The following is a 17,275-nucleotide window of genomic DNA, read 5'->3' as shown; positions in this document are numbered from 1 at the left end:
ATTCTGTAAACTTTCTCAGGATTTTTGTAACAAATATATTGTTTGAGATGTTGATCTTTGAAGTATTAATAACCACAAAAAATAAAACAATTATGCCAAATTCAGATGAAATTAAAGGAAAATGGAACGAGATGAAAGGAAAATTAAAACAAGAATACGGTGAACTTACAGATGACGACTTAACCTATGAAGAAGGTAAAGAAGACGAAATGTGGGGAAAACTACAACAGAAACTAGGTAAAACTAAAAAAGAAATCAATTCGTTATTTGATTAATTTAAAGTTCAGCAAGGCAAACTTTAATGCCATTTTTTAGGGGTAAATATTCTACTAATTGGAATATCAATCATAAACTATTTGCCCTTTTATGACTGTTTCAAGCACTTATAATGCTTGAAACAGTTTTTTTTTTACTATATCACCGAACCAGTTTATCAGCTTCTTCTGCCAATACCTAATTCATTACTTTTTTCGCTTTCACCAAAAGAACAGTATTGAGAATGATTCATGTCGTTCACATTTGCGTGTCGTTAGACATTTAGCGTAGCACCCATAATAATTTAATGCTTTCAGCTTTAACTCTATTATTATGTAATTCCAAATCTACGTATGAAACAAGACGTTTAAAATAAATTATATACAACGATTTCCATACTTTTAGGATAATTCAATACATTTATAGAGTGAAAATGAACTTCACATCGTAACTTTGCAATCCATTAATTTAGTATACAAAAATGTCAATCGCTGCTGTTCGCAAACATATAAAGTTAATTAGACTTAGAAAGCTTGTCGTAGTGTCGATTATTATTGGATTTCTCGCTGCATTTTTAGGACTTGTATTAAAGCATATCACCGAACATTATAAACACCTTTTGTTTGGTCAAAGTCAAGAGAATTGGATACTTCTACTATTTTTTCCAATCTTTAGTCTATCTATAATCTCCTTGCTCCGCACCTATCTTTTTAAGAAAAAAGAAAACAAAGGAATCAAAGAAATATTCATCACCATACATTCTAAGAGAAAAAATCTTCCAGCCTATAAAATTCCCTCACACATAATTAACGGTTTTCTCACGGTCATCTTTGGAGGATCGACAGGAATTGAAGTATCGACTGTCGTTGCTGCTGCAACAATTGGATCCGTAGCCCAGCAAAAGGAAAATTTGTTTGCTCGCTATAAAACTCAGCTTATTTGTGCGGGCGTAGCGGCAGGAATTACCGCTTTATTCTGCAGTCCAATTGCTGGAGTCCTATTTGCTTACGAAGTGATTTCGAAAAAGCTTAATAAATCTTTTGTTATTGCCTGCAGCATTTCTGTAGCAGTAGCATCACTTTTACTAATAATACTTGATGAGCCGTCTATGTTTCCTCTTAAAATTACTACTTGGAACTATACAGCTATCCCTTTCTTTATATTATTAGGACTTTTAGCTGGCGGCATTTCTGTATACTTTACAAAAACGGTCATGTTTTGCAAAGAAAAATTTGCGCTACTCAAGCACGATCACCACCGACTTATTGTTGGAGCTGTAATACTGTCAATCGCATTACTATTTGTTCCAGAGCTATACGGCGACGGTTATCATACAATTAACTCCGCTCTCATTGATTCAAATCCTAGATTAAGCTTGACTTTTATTTTAGGAACTGTTCTTTTACTAATTTTAAAACCAATCATCACCTCAGTAACTCTAGCTGCCGGTGGCGATGGTGGGGTTTTTGCTCCTAGTCTATTTGTTGGAGCATTTCTAGGATTACTCACCGCTGTACTTTTAAATACAATTTCTGGTGTACATGTTATTCCACTTAATTTTATGGTTTTGGGAATGGCAGCAGTACTGAGTGCTAGTATTCACGCGCCGTATACATCAATCTTTTTACTATGCGGCTTAATCAATGATTACAGTCTTCTTATTCCTTTAGCGATAGTTTGTCTCACAGCTAAATATACGGCGAGAGCGATTTATCCAAATACCGTCTACACATTTACGCCGCAAAAAGTTTAATTTGGCGAAAGCCAATTTCGAAATTGACAAACATCATAATTTCTGCGATTGTTAATTACTTTTTAGTGCAACAGTCGATTTAAGTTTTACCTTTGCAGTCTCTTTAAAAAAATGGTTATGGTTTATAAATTCAGAGTAATTCTAGATACAGAAGAAGATATTTTTAGAGATATCGCAATCCTTGAGGACGATACTTTAGAAGATTTTCACAATGCAATTGTCAATGCTTTCGATTTCGATGGTCTTGAAATCGCGTCTTTTTATACATGTGATAATGAGTGGAATCAAGAAGATGAAATTTCACTTTTTGATACAGGAGACGTTTTGGGTCAACAGAAAGTTATGAGCGATTATGCGCTATCATCACTATTGGACAAAGACAATACAAAGATTATCTATGTTTACGATTTCTTGAATATGTGGACTTTCCTTGTTGAACTTGCCGCTATCGAAGAAGTTGAAGCTGGCGAAACGTATCCAAGTACCCTATTTTCTCACGGAATCATGCCACTAGGTACTGCTGACGTAGAATTTTCTGAGACTGACGAAAATGCGCTCGATTTTGACGAAGACGATTACGATGAGGAAGATTTTGATATGTTTGATGGAGACGACTCTTTTGAAGATCAAAGCTTTGACGAAAACTGGAATTAATTATTCCCAAAAACTTACAACAATACATAAAAACCAAGAAAAGAGGCTAGCAAAATTGCCTTTTCTCTTGGTTTCTAATTCTTAACATACCACAATGATCAATTTATTTAATACCCAGATTGACACGCTTTCTATTCACCGTGTAGGAAATAAAAGTCGTAACGAGGCCATCTTTTTGTCAGAAAGTCCATTTGCTCTAAATGACGAAATTACACCTTTGATGAAGGAATTTTTCTTTAAGGCTTTCCGCGAAAAAGAAGAAAATTACTATCAATTTGCTCACGAAGTGGATCTTGATTACAACGATATGTTTAAATATGCGAATGAGATTTTTGACAATCCGAGTTCGCTACACCAAGTTTCTAAAAAGATTACCAACCACCTTTTTGAGCAATCAAACCATCCGCACATCAAAAATGGTGAAGTTTACGTAACCTACCTTACCAATTTGAGTATTGATAATAACGTGGTTGATGCCATCGGAATTTTCAAAAGTGAGTTGCAAGCAGATTTCCTTCAGTTTAATGAAGCTGGATCTCAGCTCGAAATGATCTTGCAGCAAGGAGTTAGTCTAAGCAAATTGGACAAAGGATGTATCATCTTTAATTATAAAAAAGAGGAAGGCTACAAAGTCCTTTCTGTAGATAGCAACCGTTACGACGCGCGTTATTGGCTGGAGCATTTCCTTTCGGTAGATGTTTTTGAAGACGAAAACTTCATTACCAAGAAATACCTAAAATTTTGCCAAGGGTTCGCAAAAGATGTCGTTTTACCAGCCGAAGACAAGAAAGAAGAAGTGATGTTTATGAACCGTTCTGTGAACTATTTCGCAAAGAATGACCAGTTTGATGAGCAGAATTTTCTTAACGAAGTAATTGACAATCCAGACTTAATTCCTGAATTCAAAAATTACAAAGTTGACAAAGGCGAGAAATATAGTATTGAGGATATCACTACTTTCCCAATTGCGAATGCTGCCGTTTCTGACGCTCGAAAATCGATCAAAAACGTAATTAACCTTGATACAAATATCCAAATCAAGATGGATTTCATCAATCCAGAAAGTGCAGAAAAGTATGTAGAAAAAGGTTGGGACGAAGAAAAGCAAATGTATTACTACCTAGTTTATTTTAATAAAGAACAAAAAAGCTAAATTTTAGAGTTTATATTTTTTATAAAAGCCTAGTTTCGATTTGATTGAAACTAGGCTTTTTTGCGTTTTATGCCATCACTACTTTTCGCATATATTCTATTTATTACTTTGAGATAATTCTCTCGCATTTGTTGGTGCCAAGGTATGTCCAAACATTTTGAGCACCTGATTTACCTTTTCAAGATTGAGGTTTTCTTTGCCTTGTTCTATCTTTCGGATCACAGTAAGCGCCACTCCTGCCCGCTCTGCGAACTCTTCCTGAGTAAGTTTAACTTCTTTTCGGTTAACTTTCACAAAGTCGGCTAATGTCATCATAACTATATGCTTTTGCATTGATTTACTTCATATATACAACATTATATGCAAATACATATAATCTGTCTAAAATAAGATGTTTTATATGCAATAACATATAATGACTATAACTTTTAAAAATTAGACATGTTGTTTTTCTTTTTTCGAAGCTATTCGCGCTCTCCACTTCAATTCCTCGTTGCAATGCTTTTTTTTCAATAGACCACAAGGAGCTTCCGTTGGTCGCTCTTGTAGTCTAGAAAAAAATAGCATTGCTGCCTGCGGGATTTCCGCTGCGATCACGGCTATGGGATTTCGTCATTCATAGAAATTTTAACTGCATAAAGAATCTCTCTTGCAAGGTTTCAAAATTCTTGTAGGATTAGTTCGAATATCAGCAATAAGTCCAAACTTCTTAAATCCTCCACAACCAGCTAACGATTTCCTGCAAGATTAGAATTACCTTGTAGGATATCGTGGAGTAACTACTTTTCGATTTTCACTATCACGCAACTCGCCCTCAAACTTGTCATCCTGACGAAAGAAGGATCTCATTTGAACCCGTAAGTTACCCTTCAACTTACCTGACTCTCCTGCAAGGTTTCAAAATCCTTATGAGTTTAGTTGGAAAATTAGCAGGAAGTCCAAATTTTTTAAATCTTCCACAGACTGCTATGTAATACCTACAAGGTTCCAAAAAAACCTTGCAGGATATCGTAGATTAGCAACTGTCCCATTATCATGATCACGCAGCTCGCCATCAAACTTGTCATCCTGACGAAGGAAGGATCTCATTTGAACAGCCATTTTCCAAAACCAGATAGCGCGGATTTATAATCCGTGCCCATAAACTTCGTAAAGCATACAGCTCTTCGATAGGCCCTGACTTCGTCTCAGATAGCGCGGATTTATAATCCGTGCCCGGAAACTGCGTAAAGCATACAGCTCTTCGATAGGCCCTGACTTCGACTCAAATAGCGCGGACTTATAATCCGTGCCCACAAACTGCGTAAATCAGGTGGCTCTTCGATGGTCTCTGACCTCGAAGCCCGCTAAGTTCTATGAAAAAAATGCAATTTGCTAAATTAAAACACCCCCGATAGCGCGAATTTATAATCCGTGCCCATAAGCTGCGTTAAGCACGCGGCTCTTAGATGGTCTCGGCTCTTTGATGATCTATAACCTCGAAGCAAATTAAGATCTTGGATAAAAAATAAAATTTGTCCGCTCTTAATTCTAAATGACCCGCGTTCATATTAAAATTTTCTCTCCAGCAATATAGCTTCGGCCAAAGGGAAAATCGCTTCTCTCCCCACTTGAACTGATAAACATTCAGCCTAACATTTACGAACTCATGATAGGAGATGAAGTCTTTCGGCGAAAGCCTACTTTCTATTACCGAAAAATATCTAAAAAAAAGAAGGATTAAAACTGCAAAAAGTATAACTTTTGAAATTGAAATGCCTCAACTATTGCATACTTTGCAGTGCTAATTATTTTTCAACTTTTAACCAACTTATAATTTGGAAACAATACTATCTGTACGGGAACTCAGCAAGAATTTTGGACGTTTGCAGGCTGTAAAGTCAGTTTCGGTCGAGATTCAAAAAGGAAATGTTTACGGCATTCTGGGGCCTAACGGCAGCGGAAAATCGACTACTCTTGGCGTTCTGCTGAATGTAATTAATAAATCTTCTGGCAGTTTTGAGTGGTTTGGCAATACGATGAGCACGACTGATGCGCTTAAAAAAATTGGTGCCATTATCGAAAGGCCGAATTTCTATCCGTATATGACCGCCGCAGAAAACCTTGAATTAGTTTGCAAAATCAAAAATTGCAATACAGATAATATAACAAGAACGTTGACTCTCGTTGGTCTTGAAGACCGACGAAACGACAAATTTGCGCAGTTTTCTTTGGGAATGAAACAACGTCTTGCAATTGCATCGGCACTACTCAACAATCCAGAAATATTGATTCTCGACGAACCTACAAACGGACTCGATCCGCAGGGGATTCACCAAATTCGTGATATTATAAAAAGTATTGCAGCGCAAGGAACTACAATTTTGCTAGCATCGCATTTGTTGGATGAAGTAGAAAAAGTATGTTCGCACGTAATGATTATGCGCAAAGGAGAGATGATTTTTTCTGGAAGTGTGAATCAAATTTCTACGAACGAGGGATTTTTCGAACTCTCGTCTGCTGATAATTTGTTGCTAATGGAAGTACTAAAAAAACATTTCGCAGTGGATAAAGCCGAAATTTCAGACAGCAGAGTATTAGTTTACCTGAATACACCCTTGGCGGCAGAAGATTTAAATAAATATTTGGCAACACAATCTATTTATCTCAACCATCTTATCTTTCGAAAAAACACTCTTGAAGAACAATTTTTAGAAATTACCCAATAATTTACAAGCAAAAAAATGAAAAGACTTCTAACAATTGATTTGCACAAAATTTTTAAGAATAGATCGAGCAAAATTATTCTCATTACTTATTTTGTACTCTTAAGTTTGTTCGCACTTGCCGCAGCAGTAAAAATAAATATAGGAATCAATGAGTTTCAATTGGCTAGAGAAGGAATTTTCGAATTTCCTTATATCTGGCATTTTACAACATATAGCGCGGCAATTTTCAAATTGTTTATTGCCATTGTAGTGATAACGATGATGACAAATGAATATAGTTATGGCACCTTGAAGCAGAATCTCATTGATGGTTTGAGCAAGGAAGAATTTATTTTATCTAAATTCTTCAGTCTAGTTTTGCTAGCAATTGTATCGACGATCTTTGTATTCATTTTTACTTTGATACTGGGTTTTATATATTCGACAGATACTTCAGCAGCAATCATTTTTACAGATTTGCAATATCTGCTTGGCTACTTTTTTAAGCTTGTTGGATTCTTTTCAATGTGCTTATTTCTGGCAGTATTGGTCAAAAAATCTGCATTTGCCTTAGGACTTTTATTCGTGTGGAATATAATCGAAGGTGTTATTGGATTAGTGCTAACTTTTTCTGTTTCAGAAAAAACTGCCGATTCCATAATGTCTTTCTTTCCATTAGATGCTATGAGTAATCTGATCAAAGAACCTTTTTCACGTCTTACGATTGTAAAAGATATGCAGGAATCTTTAAACCCAATGGGAGATCTGAAAGACTATCACGTGCTGTTTTCGGACATTGCTATTGTTTCGGTTTGGACCGTAATCTTTATAGCTGCTTCTCTGTTTCTGCTCAAAAAAAGAGATTTATAAATTAGAAAAATATGAAAGCATTCGTGCTACAGTTTTGGCTACTTCTACTATTGCCAATGATAAGTTTTTCGCAGTATATCAGCATTGACGATACTTATACGGCACAGCAACTTGTACAAAATGTATTGATAAATAGCGATTGTGCGACTGCTTTTAACATTTCTGCTAGTGGCGACACCTTTAGCGGAAGCGAAATAAGTTATGCTTATTTTACATCTAATGGTTCTAATTTTCCATTCGAAAACGGAATTGTCTTAGCGACAAGTAGAGCATCACGGACTCCTGGCCCAAACGATAATCTTATAGACGAAGGAAGTACTGAATGGCTGGGCGATGCCGATCTTGAAGAATCATTAAATCTTGACTTTACCGTAAACGCAACCATTTTAGAATTTGACTTTGTACCACTTACATCGCAGATAAGCTTTGATTATATTTTTGCATCGGAAGAATATCAAGGAACGGCACCTTGCAAATATTCTGATGGTTTTGCTTTTCTACTAAAACCCGCAGGCAGCAACGTTCCATATCAGAATCTTGCGGTTATTCCAAATACATCAATCCCTGTTTCGGTAACTACGGTTCATCCATTAATACAATCAAATAATGGCTGCGACGCACAGAATGAAGAATATTTTGGCGGTTATAATAATTCAAACCATCCCATAAATTTTAATGGACAGACAGTTGTGATGACCGCCAAAGGAGATGTTGTTGCTGGTCAAAATTATCATATCAAATTAATAATCGCTGATGATCTGAATATCAGATATGACTCTGCAATTTTCTTAAAAGGTGGATCATTTGATGCAACGGTCAATTTGGGCATTGATAAACTTACTGCCACGAACAATCCGCTATGCGAAGACGAAACCTTGTTATTGGATGCAACAATTGCTGGCACTGGAAATACCTATCAATGGTCTTTGAATTCTGTTGAAATTTTTGGAGCAACTAATCCAAATTATCTTGCGGCTGCTGCAGGAATATATAGTGTAAATGTCAATTTATCTGGAACTAGTTGTGTAGCAAAGGGGGAGATAAAAATAGAGTATGCCACCTCTCCAACTGTAAATACCGCAACAATTGTTCAGTGTGATCCTGATGGAAATGAAATAACACTTTTTAATTTAACGCTGGCAAACTTTCAAATCACCACTACTCCCACTAATAGTATCACATATTATGCAACTCTCGCCGATGCTGATTTGCAACAAAATCCAATTCTAAATTCTACAGCGTACGCATCTTCAGCAACTACAGTTTTTGCGACGGTCAAAAATCTATATGGCTGTATTACGATTACTTCAATAGAATTACTTATTTCGAATGAAGCACTTCCAATAATTCCGATCATTAAAATTTGCGATACAGATACGGTGCAAGATGGATTTTCGATTTTTAATTTATCAACACAGGTAAGTGACTTAATCTTTCCAACTTTGGCAAACGGACTTCAGATTTTTTATTATGCAAATGAAGAAGATGCATTGCTACAGCAAAATCAACTGCCAAATAACTTCGCAAATACTATAGCAAATTCGCAAACTATCTATGGAAGAATCATAAACGGTTCTGATTGCTATGGAATTATCAAAATTAAACTGGAAGTAAAATCATTTCCTAATTTTGTTGCCACAACGCAAATTTTATGCGAAAAAAGCTCTACTACTTTGTTAGTCTCTTCTGGCTTCGAGTCCTACTTATGGAATTCTGGTCAGCAAACAAATAGTATTCAAGTGAATTCGGCAGGATCATACTCTGTTACGGTCACAAATTCTGATGGTTGTACGGCTACAAAAGCGTTTACGGTTGTTTTATCGAACGTCGCAGTTATTACAAATGTTTTGGTAGTAGATTTTGCTGGAGCAAATAATTCCGCAGAAATACAATATGATGGACTTGGTACGTATCAATTTTCTATAGATGGAATAAATTATCAGGACAGTCCATTATTTAGTAATATTGCAGCGGGCACTTATCTGGCTTATATCAAAGAAAATAACTGCGGATCTAGCACGCCTTTCCGATTTTATGTTTTGGACTATCCACGATATTTTACTCCAAATGGGGATGGGGAGAATGATTTGTGGACAATCAACAATTTCTCCGCAATTTCTGGAGCAAGACTTAGTATCTTTGATCGTTACGGAAAGACAATTTTTATAGCTTCCAACAAGCAGGATTCCTGGAATGGTCTCTATCGCGGGAGGCAACTGCCCTCGACTGATTACTGGTTTACGTTGCAGTTCCAAGATGGCACTTTGCACAGAGGCCATTTTACATTAAAACGATAATAATTTTTATAAATGAAATTAAAATTACTTCTCTTATTAGTGCTAAGTAGCACTTTTGCATTTTCGCAAGGCGAAGCCTCTAACTGGTTTTTTGGTGGAAAAGCGGGTATAAAATTCGAAAATGATGGAACTATCACCACTCTTTCTACAAATCCGAATCCGATTATGATTCAGACTACCGAAGGCTGTAGCGCTTATTCTGACGTGAATGGAAATCTAATGCTTTACACCGATGGACGAACTGTATGGGACAGAAATCACGTAGAAATGCCCAATGGCGATTATAATAACTTGACCGGATTGTTGGGAGATCCCTCAAGTACACAGTCGGCAATTATAGTTCCGAAACCAGGCGATCCAAATATTTATTACATTTTTACGGTTGACGAGCCGCATCACGATAATAGAGATACTTATCCCGATCAGAACACAAATGTATCTTTTGAAGAAGATGACGGTTTTAACAACGGCTTTAATTATTCGATTGTAGATATGTCCATCATTGGCGAAAATGGAAGTATTGGAGATATTTCTGTTCGCAACACGCATCTTGTGACGTATAATCCTGATCCTGAAGGCGAGGAAATAAAATATAAATGTTCTGAGAAAATTACTGCGGTAAAAGCTGCAGACAATTCGGGATATTGGGTTATAACTCAATTTGTTGATAAATTTTACGCTTTTAAAATTGATGCCAACGGTGTAAATCAAACGCCAATTGTCACGCAAATTGCGCCAATTGTTCCTGTAAGTGGTTATAGACGAAATTCGATTGGCCAGTTAAAGGCGTCTCCCGACGGAAAGAAAATTGCCATCGCCCATCAGCAATTAGGCACTTCAAAAGGTGGGACAACTAGCAATGGAGTTGTCTACTTGTATGATTTTAACAATCAAAACGGAACTGTAAGCAATGCGATTCTTATTCGAAATAACGTATCACCTTATGGAATAGAGTTTTCGGCTTCTGCCAAAAGGCTTTATGTTGCCTACGATAATTCGACTGTGCAATACGACCTTGAAAGCAATCCCATCAATACTTCGGGCTTTACGGTTTCTACTGTTTCTGCGGGATCTTTGCAATTAGGACCAAATCAAAAAATCTATCTTGCCCGATTGCAAACTAATGTACTTGATGTTATAAATAATCCTGATGATTTGGGCGCAGCCTGCAATTACGAACAAGCAGCAGTCTACTTAGACCAAGGAATTTGCTATTTTGGACTCCCTCCTTTTATCACTTCGTTTTTCTCAAGTAGCCTAACTGCAGAAAACTTTTGTTTGGGAGATACTACAAATTTCTTCGTCAACTCTCTCCAAGAATTTGATAGTATAAGTTGGGATTTTGGCGATGGATCTGCTGTTTCGACAGTTGAGGATGCAACACATACTTACAGTGCAGCAGGACCGTACACAGCTACAGCAACAATTGTATACAATGGTGAAGTAAATATAAACACGATCAATATTACCATTATCGAAAATCCAAATGCCACCGATGCTACTTTGCAGCAGTGTGCATTGGGAGATGGATCAGAAGTTCTTTTCGACCTAAACAACGCGATTTCACAAATTGTAGGAACACAGACAGGAATGGAAGTAAAGTTTTATCCAACTCTTGAAGATGCCGAAAATGAAACAAATGTACTTCAAGCAATCTTTTCGACTACGATTGATATGACACAAGTATTTGCAGTGGTGAAAAACTCTCAAAATTGTAGCAGCATTAGCACACTAACCTTGGGCATTACAAATTCGGAAGAAGCAGAAGTTGCCTTATCTGCTTGTAGCACAACGAGTGCAGGTTTTGCAAGTTTTAATTTGGCAAGTTTAGATCTTGGCGGAGCTGCGCAAAATACAATAACATATTATGCATCCTCTGCAAATCTCTATCTCGCTGAAAATCCGCTATCGCAAAATTTTACAAATACAGTTGCTAATACTCAGCTGATCTACGCAGTTGTAAATACTCCAGGTCTAGGTTGTAATGCTATCTATCCTATAAGACTTACTGTATACAAAACACCTATCATAAAAGATTCGCCTATAAAATATATATGTACCGATAATCCATCTGCAACGGTTTCACTTAAGGCAGAAGTGTTGAATAGCCAAGCAGGTTTAACCTATCTATGGAATTGGGGACAAACCACTTCTACGATAATTGTAAATGTTGCGGCAACTTATTCGGTGACGGTTACAAACGCTGACGGATGTGTTGCAACTAAGCAGTATGAAGTGAGAGTTGCGACAAAAGCACAGATAGAAACTATAATTGTTAGCGGTTTGGGAGGTGACAATGTTGTGACTGTAATTGCTACTCTTGATGCAAATGGGGGTTATCTCTATAGCGTAGATTCGGAAAATGGTCCTTATCAAGAATCGAATATTTTTACAAATCTTGCTGGCGGAGCACATATCGTTTACATAAAAAGTCCACATTCTTGCGGTACAGTAAGTAAAGTATTTACTGTACTTGAGTTTCCTAAATTCTTTACTCCTAATGGTGATGGCATAAATGATACGTGGAGTGTTTTGGGAATTAATAAAAAATACAATACAAGTTCTGATATTTATATTTTTGACCGATACGGCAAATTATTGACGAAAATTGATCCGAAAAATTACGGCTGGGACGGGCAATTTAATGGCAAAGCACTACCCGCTACTGACTATTGGTTTACCACCACTCTGCCAGATGGAACAAAATACAAAGGACATTTTAGTTTGGTGAGATAGAATTGTATGGTTGTATAATGTATTGTTGTATAAATGTATAATGTATAAATGTATATTGTATGGTTGTTTGATTGTATAATGTATGGTTGTATAATTTAAGATTGTTGTGTTGTAGTATTGCCTAATCTATGAACGTATATTTTCGCTATGTGCTAAATAATAAATAAGGGGAAAATATCGTTTCCCCTTATTCTTTTTATCTGCCGGCTATATAATCATTCAGTTCGCGTTTTGAACTATCAAAACTCAAGGCTTCAAAGACTTGGTAATAATTTTTCTTGTCAACACACTTGCTGTAAAGTTCCTTCGCTAATTGCACTTTCCCTTTATCGAAACTAAGCGTTTTTACTAATTCGTAAACCTGAACTGCTTTGAAAGAAGTATGCTGTGCCACATTTTGAATCATTGCAATCTTGCTATCATCAAAACTCGCATCACGCTGTAAGGCTTTTAAAAACTGTGTGAATTCTTGATCGTTCATTACAGCTGCATAATAATGTTCGCCTCCTTGATTGTTGTAGTATCCTTGATGATTATAGTTCCCGTCATTCCCAAAATTATTATTCCATTGGCTTCCTTGACCAGAATATGGGTTGTTCCAAATATCATCCCACTCATTGAAACCGTAGGCTTGCTTGGGTTGTGGAAAGTTTCCTAATAGATACAAACCTTTATCTGAAAAGAAATCCAAAACTGTTCTAGTATTGTTTCTCAATACGATTCGAGTCCTATAAATCAGAAAGTTTTCGTCGTAGATTGCAATTGGAACACTTCCACCTTTAAGGTCGAAAAATCTGAATTTTCCAGACTCATTGCTCATAATCTGATCTCCAATTTCTACGGTGAATCTTCCGTATTCAGGAATTCTCAAGAATACTTCAGAGTTTCCGTAGTTGAAATTCCAACGATAGTCATTGTTATTTTGCGGAACTGGACGATTTGATTTAGGTCGTTTTCCATTCGCAGTTTGCGCTCCTTGACTATTAGGTCGCCTATTTGCTTGTTCGGTTTGCATCTCGCTAGTTTTGGCCTCATTCTTTATGAGTTCGCCAACCTTTCCTGCCTCTTGGGCAAAAATGCCAAGGCTAAAGAATGCAAGTAAAATAGTAAAGTTCGCTTTCATAATGCTAGGTTTTAATGGTTGTTATTATTGGCACATTCTAATACTGTGCCAATAAATTTTGACTAGCAAATTCAAATTGTGATAGAGTATGCTTTACCATTTACATTATAATAGTGTGCTTTGATTTTTAAGTAGTTGAAACTAACGAGTTTTTACTTTTCTAATACTTTTCAGTTTGGTCTTAGATTGCGAACACCGTATTAAGGGATCAATCTCAAATGTTGGGGGGGGGGAATAAATTTTACGACATTTACAGTAAAAAGTTTACCCTTGGACAACTACTTAGAATTGTTAAAATTAATCCTTCCTGAATTTCTTGTCGAACACTTTGATTTAAAGAATTCTATAATTGAAGAGGAAAAAATGCATCTGTTTTTTGACGAAAGAAACAGCGTACCAACCAAAGATAAAGAGCGTATTTTAATCTCAAAAGGTTTTCTAAATGAAGTTACCATACAAGATTTTCCCTTAAGAGGCAAATTGGTGTATTTACATATTAAAAGACGGCGTTGGACTGATAAAAACACCAACGAAATCATACAGCGTGACTGGAATTTAATAGCGCAAGGAACCCGCATGACTCTTGAGTTTGCGGCTTTTTTAAAAGAGATTAATCGATACTAGAGCAAATGATTGTCATACTATCGGCTTCTATTTTGGAGTCAACGGTAAAAAGCTTCAAAGACAGTACAAAAAGCATCTCAGTAACTTCTCAACCTGGAATCAAGGAAATCATGCCAGTGAGTGGTTGCTTTTTCCCGAAAACATTGGCAAGCATCTTTCTATTGATGAAGTGAATCTATCTATGGGTGAACTTTATACGGTAGTAACCAACAAGGCTGCAAAAGGGAAGAAAGGAGCCATAGTAGCGATTCTTGCAGGAACAAAATCTGATGTCGTCATTGATCACTTGCAAAAAATAGATTTGAAACTGCGCAATCAAGTGACCGAAATTACCTTGGATATGGCAAACAGCATGAAGTTGATAGCAAAAAAGGCTTTTCCAAAAGCCATACAAGTTACCGATCGTTTTCATGTCCAGAAGTTAGCTCTGGAAGCTGTTCAAGAAGTTCGAATCAAATTAAAATGGTTGGCTCTAGACAAAGAAAATACCGCTATAGCCGAAGCAAAGTCCTCTAAAACACAACTAATTATTAATGAATATTCAAATGGTGATTCACCAAAGCAATTACTTAGTAGAGGCCGATTTCTATTGTATAAATCTCAAAATAAGTGGACGCAGACTCAGAAAGCAAGAGCTGACATCCTCTTCGAAGAACATCCGGAAATTAAAACAGTATATGATCTAAGTCAAAAACTTAGAACTATTTACAATCACAATACTCTAAAGTCAATAGCCATAACAAAACTAGCACATTGGTATAATGAAGTAGAGAAGTTAGATATTAAGAGTTTCAATACCATTATGAATACCATCAAAATCAATTATGACTCGATCTTAAATTATTTTGAAAGAAGAAGTACAAACGCCGGAGCCGAATCTTTTAATGCCAAAATAAAAGCATTTAGAAATCAATTTAGAGGCGTCAGAAAGGTAGATTTTTTCCTTTTCAGATTGACCAAACTATTTGCCTAATCCCCAAGTTTTGTTCTTGATCCGTATTAAGCCAGAATTTCTAGCCCCGATTGACGTGGAAATCCTGCAAGTGGCAAATGACATTGGGCACTGCGCGGCAAGAGCGACCATAGTCCCGATAGCTATCGGGATCCTTGCCGCGAATGTGCACAAGGAATTTGCGCTTGCAGATTGTAGCAGAAAGCGGGAAATAGCTCCAAAAAAAAAGCCACTCACTAGGAATGGCTTTAATTTATATAAAAAATAGTTTTAGATTTTAAATCTCTTTCTATCAGTTTCTGTCAAATAAATCTTACGGATACGGATTGATTTTGGTGTAACCTCAACGTACTCATCTTTCTGAATATACTCCAACGCTTCTTCAAGAGAGAAAATAATTGGCGGGATAATTCTCGCTTTTTCATCATTTCCAGAAGAACGAACGTTTGATTGTTTCTTCATTTTAGTAACATTGACACTCATATCATCGCTACGAGAGTTTTCTCCAATTACTTGACCTTCGTAAATTTCATCATTCGGGTGAACGAAGAATTTACCACGATCTTGCAATTTGTCGATAGAATAAGGAATTGCTTTTCCGTTTTCCATAGAGATTAGCGAACCGTTGTTACGACCTGGAATAGCACCTTTGAAAGGCTCATATCCGATGTAACGGTGTGACATAATCGCCTCACCTGCAGTTGCTGTAAGAAGTTGGTTACGAAGTCCAATGATTCCACGAGATGGAATGTTGAATTTGATAATCATACGTTCTCCTTTTCCTTCCATAGAAAGCATTTCACCTTTACGAAGTGATACAAATTCTACTGCTCTACCAGAAAGATTTTCAGGTAAATCGATTGTTAATTCTTCAATTGGTTCACACTTTACACCATCAATTTCTTTGATAATAACTTGTGGTTGTCCAATTTGAAGTTCATATCCTTCTCTTCTCATCGTTTCGATAAGAACAGATAAGTGAAGTACACCTCGTCCAAAGACCATAAACTTATCTGCTGAATCAGTCTCACCCAATTTCATCGCTAAGTTTTTTTCCAATTCTTTAGTAAGACGCTCTCTAATGTGGCGAGAAGTTACAAATTTACCCTCTTTTCCGAAGAAAGGAGAATCGTTAATTGTAAACAACATGCTCATTGTAGGCTCGTCAATATCAATTGTTTTTAGAGCTTCAGGATTTTCATAATCAGCGATTGTATCACCAATTTCAAACCCATCAACACCAATAATTGCACAAATATCTCCTGCAATTACTTCTTGAACTTTTTTACGACCAAGACCTTCAAAAGTATGAAGTTCTTTGATACGAGTTTTCATTACAGATCCATCTCTTTTTACAAGAGAGATTGGCATTCCTTCTTTAAGTACACCTCTTTCTAGACGACCAATTGCGATACGTCCTGTAAATGCTGAGAAATCTAAAGATGTAATAAGCATTTGTGGAGTACCTTCTGAAACTTTTGGAGGAGGTACATTTGCAATAACCATATCCAAAAGCGGCTCAATATTTTCAGTCTGAACTCTCCAATCGGTAGACATCCAGTTATTTTTTGCAGAACCGTATACTGCTGGGAAGTCAAGTTGCTCTTCTGTAGCACCTAGTTCAAACATAAGGTCAAAAACCTTTTCATGAACTTCTTCTGGCGTACAGTTTTCTTTATCAACTTTATTGATAACAACACAAGGTTTAAGTCCTAGATCAAGTGCTTTTTGAAGTACAAAACGTGTTTGTGGCATTGGTCCTTCAAATGCATCTACAAGAAGACACACACCATCGGCCATATTTAATACACGTTCTACCTCACCACCAAAATCGGCGTGACCAGGAGTGTCAATAATGTTGATTTTTGTTCCTTTATACATTACCGAAACGTTCTTCGAAGTAATGGTAATACCTCTTTCACGCTCTAAGTCATTGTTGTCAAGAATTAAATCTCCTGTATTTTCGTTTTCACGAAATAGTTGACAATGGTACATAATTTTGTCTACAACGGTAGTTTTACCGTGATCGACGTGGGCAATAATTGCAATGTTTCTGATAGATTCCATCTAATATTTTTTGTGGGTGCAAATGTAGTCATTTCTTTTTTACTTTTTTATTATATTTAAGGTTGTTTTTTATCAAAAATGTTGAGTCTCACGACTTAAGATTT

General features: G+C 36.4%; 14 protein-coding genes. 10 read left to right on the top strand and 4 right to left on the bottom strand.

Translation table 11 applies throughout. The features are described from left to right. The first annotated feature begins 92 nt into the window (after positions 1-92). The 4 genes from SBO79_RS07145 to SBO79_RS07130 all read left to right on the top strand — a co-directional run bounded on the left by SBO79_RS07145 (position 93) and on the right by SBO79_RS07130 (position 3,815). Positions 93-275, top strand: a complete 183-nt coding sequence (locus SBO79_RS07145; RefSeq protein ID WP_318639735.1) for a CsbD family protein — start codon at positions 93-95, stop codon at positions 273-275. A 461-nt stretch (positions 276-736) separates the two neighbouring features. Next, positions 737-2,008: a chloride channel protein gene (locus SBO79_RS07140; protein WP_318639734.1), complete on the top strand. Its 1,272-nt coding sequence runs from the start codon at positions 737-739 to the stop codon at positions 2,006-2,008. Between the two features lie 117 nt (positions 2,009-2,125). Then, entirely contained in the window at positions 2,126-2,662 is a 537-nt protein-coding gene (locus SBO79_RS07135) for an IS1096 element passenger TnpR family protein (RefSeq protein WP_318639733.1), read from the top strand. Between the two features lie 94 nt (positions 2,663-2,756). Continuing rightward, positions 2,757-3,815 carry a nucleoid-associated protein gene (locus tag SBO79_RS07130; RefSeq protein ID WP_318639732.1) on the top strand — a complete coding sequence of 353 codons (1,059 nt, stop codon included), beginning with the start codon at positions 2,757-2,759 and terminating at the stop codon, positions 3,813-3,815. 96 nt (positions 3,816-3,911) lie between these two features. On the opposite strand, the gene SBO79_RS07125 is transcribed toward SBO79_RS07130, so the two are convergent. Beyond that, on the bottom strand, positions 3,912-4,130 hold the full coding sequence (locus SBO79_RS07125; RefSeq protein ID WP_318639731.1) for a helix-turn-helix domain-containing protein: 219 nt from the start codon (positions 4,128-4,130) through the stop codon (positions 3,912-3,914). A gap of 651 nt (positions 4,131-4,781) precedes the next feature. Next, a complete protein-coding gene (locus tag SBO79_RS07120; protein WP_318639730.1) occupies positions 4,782-4,904 on the bottom strand; it encodes a hypothetical protein in 123 nt (40 codons plus the stop codon). A 728-nt stretch (positions 4,905-5,632) separates the two neighbouring features. Here SBO79_RS07120 and SBO79_RS07115 point away from each other — a divergent pair. From SBO79_RS07115 to SBO79_RS07100, 4 genes are read left to right on the top strand one after another with little or no spacing between them, the layout of a single operon-like run. Further along, positions 5,633-6,523 carry an ABC transporter ATP-binding protein gene (locus SBO79_RS07115; protein ID WP_318639729.1) on the top strand — a complete coding sequence of 297 codons (891 nt, stop codon included), beginning with the start codon at positions 5,633-5,635 and terminating at the stop codon, positions 6,521-6,523. Between the two features lie 15 nt (positions 6,524-6,538). Continuing rightward, on the top strand, positions 6,539-7,372 hold the full coding sequence (locus SBO79_RS07110) for an ABC transporter permease (RefSeq protein WP_318639728.1): 834 nt from the start codon (positions 6,539-6,541) through the stop codon (positions 7,370-7,372). A gap of 11 nt (positions 7,373-7,383) precedes the next feature. Further along, complete coding sequence (locus SBO79_RS07105; RefSeq protein ID WP_318639727.1) at positions 7,384-9,669, top strand: choice-of-anchor L domain-containing protein; 2,286 nt, start codon at positions 7,384-7,386, stop codon at positions 9,667-9,669. A gap of 12 nt (positions 9,670-9,681) precedes the next feature. Beyond that, positions 9,682-12,405 carry a T9SS type B sorting domain-containing protein gene (locus SBO79_RS07100; protein ID WP_318639726.1) on the top strand — a complete coding sequence of 908 codons (2,724 nt, stop codon included), beginning with the start codon at positions 9,682-9,684 and terminating at the stop codon, positions 12,403-12,405. A 196-nt stretch (positions 12,406-12,601) separates the two neighbouring features. On the opposite strand, the gene SBO79_RS07095 is transcribed toward SBO79_RS07100, so the two are convergent. Continuing rightward, positions 12,602-13,528: a proline and serine-rich protein 1 family protein gene (locus SBO79_RS07095; RefSeq protein ID WP_318639725.1), complete on the bottom strand. Its 927-nt coding sequence runs from the start codon at positions 13,526-13,528 to the stop codon at positions 12,602-12,604. 270 nt (positions 13,529-13,798) lie between these two features. On the opposite strand from SBO79_RS07095, the gene SBO79_RS07090 reads away from it, so the two are divergent. Next, positions 13,799-14,152 carry an ISAon1 family transposase N-terminal region protein gene (locus SBO79_RS07090; RefSeq protein ID WP_318639724.1) on the top strand — a complete coding sequence of 118 codons (354 nt, stop codon included), beginning with the start codon at positions 13,799-13,801 and terminating at the stop codon, positions 14,150-14,152. After that, the gene (locus tag SBO79_RS07085; protein ID WP_454771244.1) at positions 14,142-15,125 is read left to right on the top strand and encodes an ISAon1 family transposase; all 984 of its coding nucleotides are present in this window, start codon (positions 14,142-14,144) and stop codon (positions 15,123-15,125) included. Before SBO79_RS07090 ends, SBO79_RS07085 begins: the two co-directional genes overlap by 11 nt. Before the next feature lie 249 nt (positions 15,126-15,374). Here the strand turns inward: SBO79_RS07085 and typA are convergent, their stop codons facing one another. Next, positions 15,375-17,171 carry a translational GTPase TypA gene (gene typA, locus SBO79_RS07080; protein ID WP_318639722.1) on the bottom strand — a complete coding sequence of 599 codons (1,797 nt, stop codon included), beginning with the start codon at positions 17,169-17,171 and terminating at the stop codon, positions 15,375-15,377. Between the last annotated feature and the right edge of the window lie 104 nt (positions 17,172-17,275).

The organism is Flavobacterium ardleyense (assembly GCF_033547075.1).
GTDB lineage: Bacteria > Bacteroidota > Bacteroidia > Flavobacteriales > Flavobacteriaceae > Flavobacterium > Flavobacterium ardleyense_A.
The sequence above is the reverse complement of the archived record's forward strand: the minus strand, read 5'-3'. Positions and strand labels throughout refer to the sequence as shown.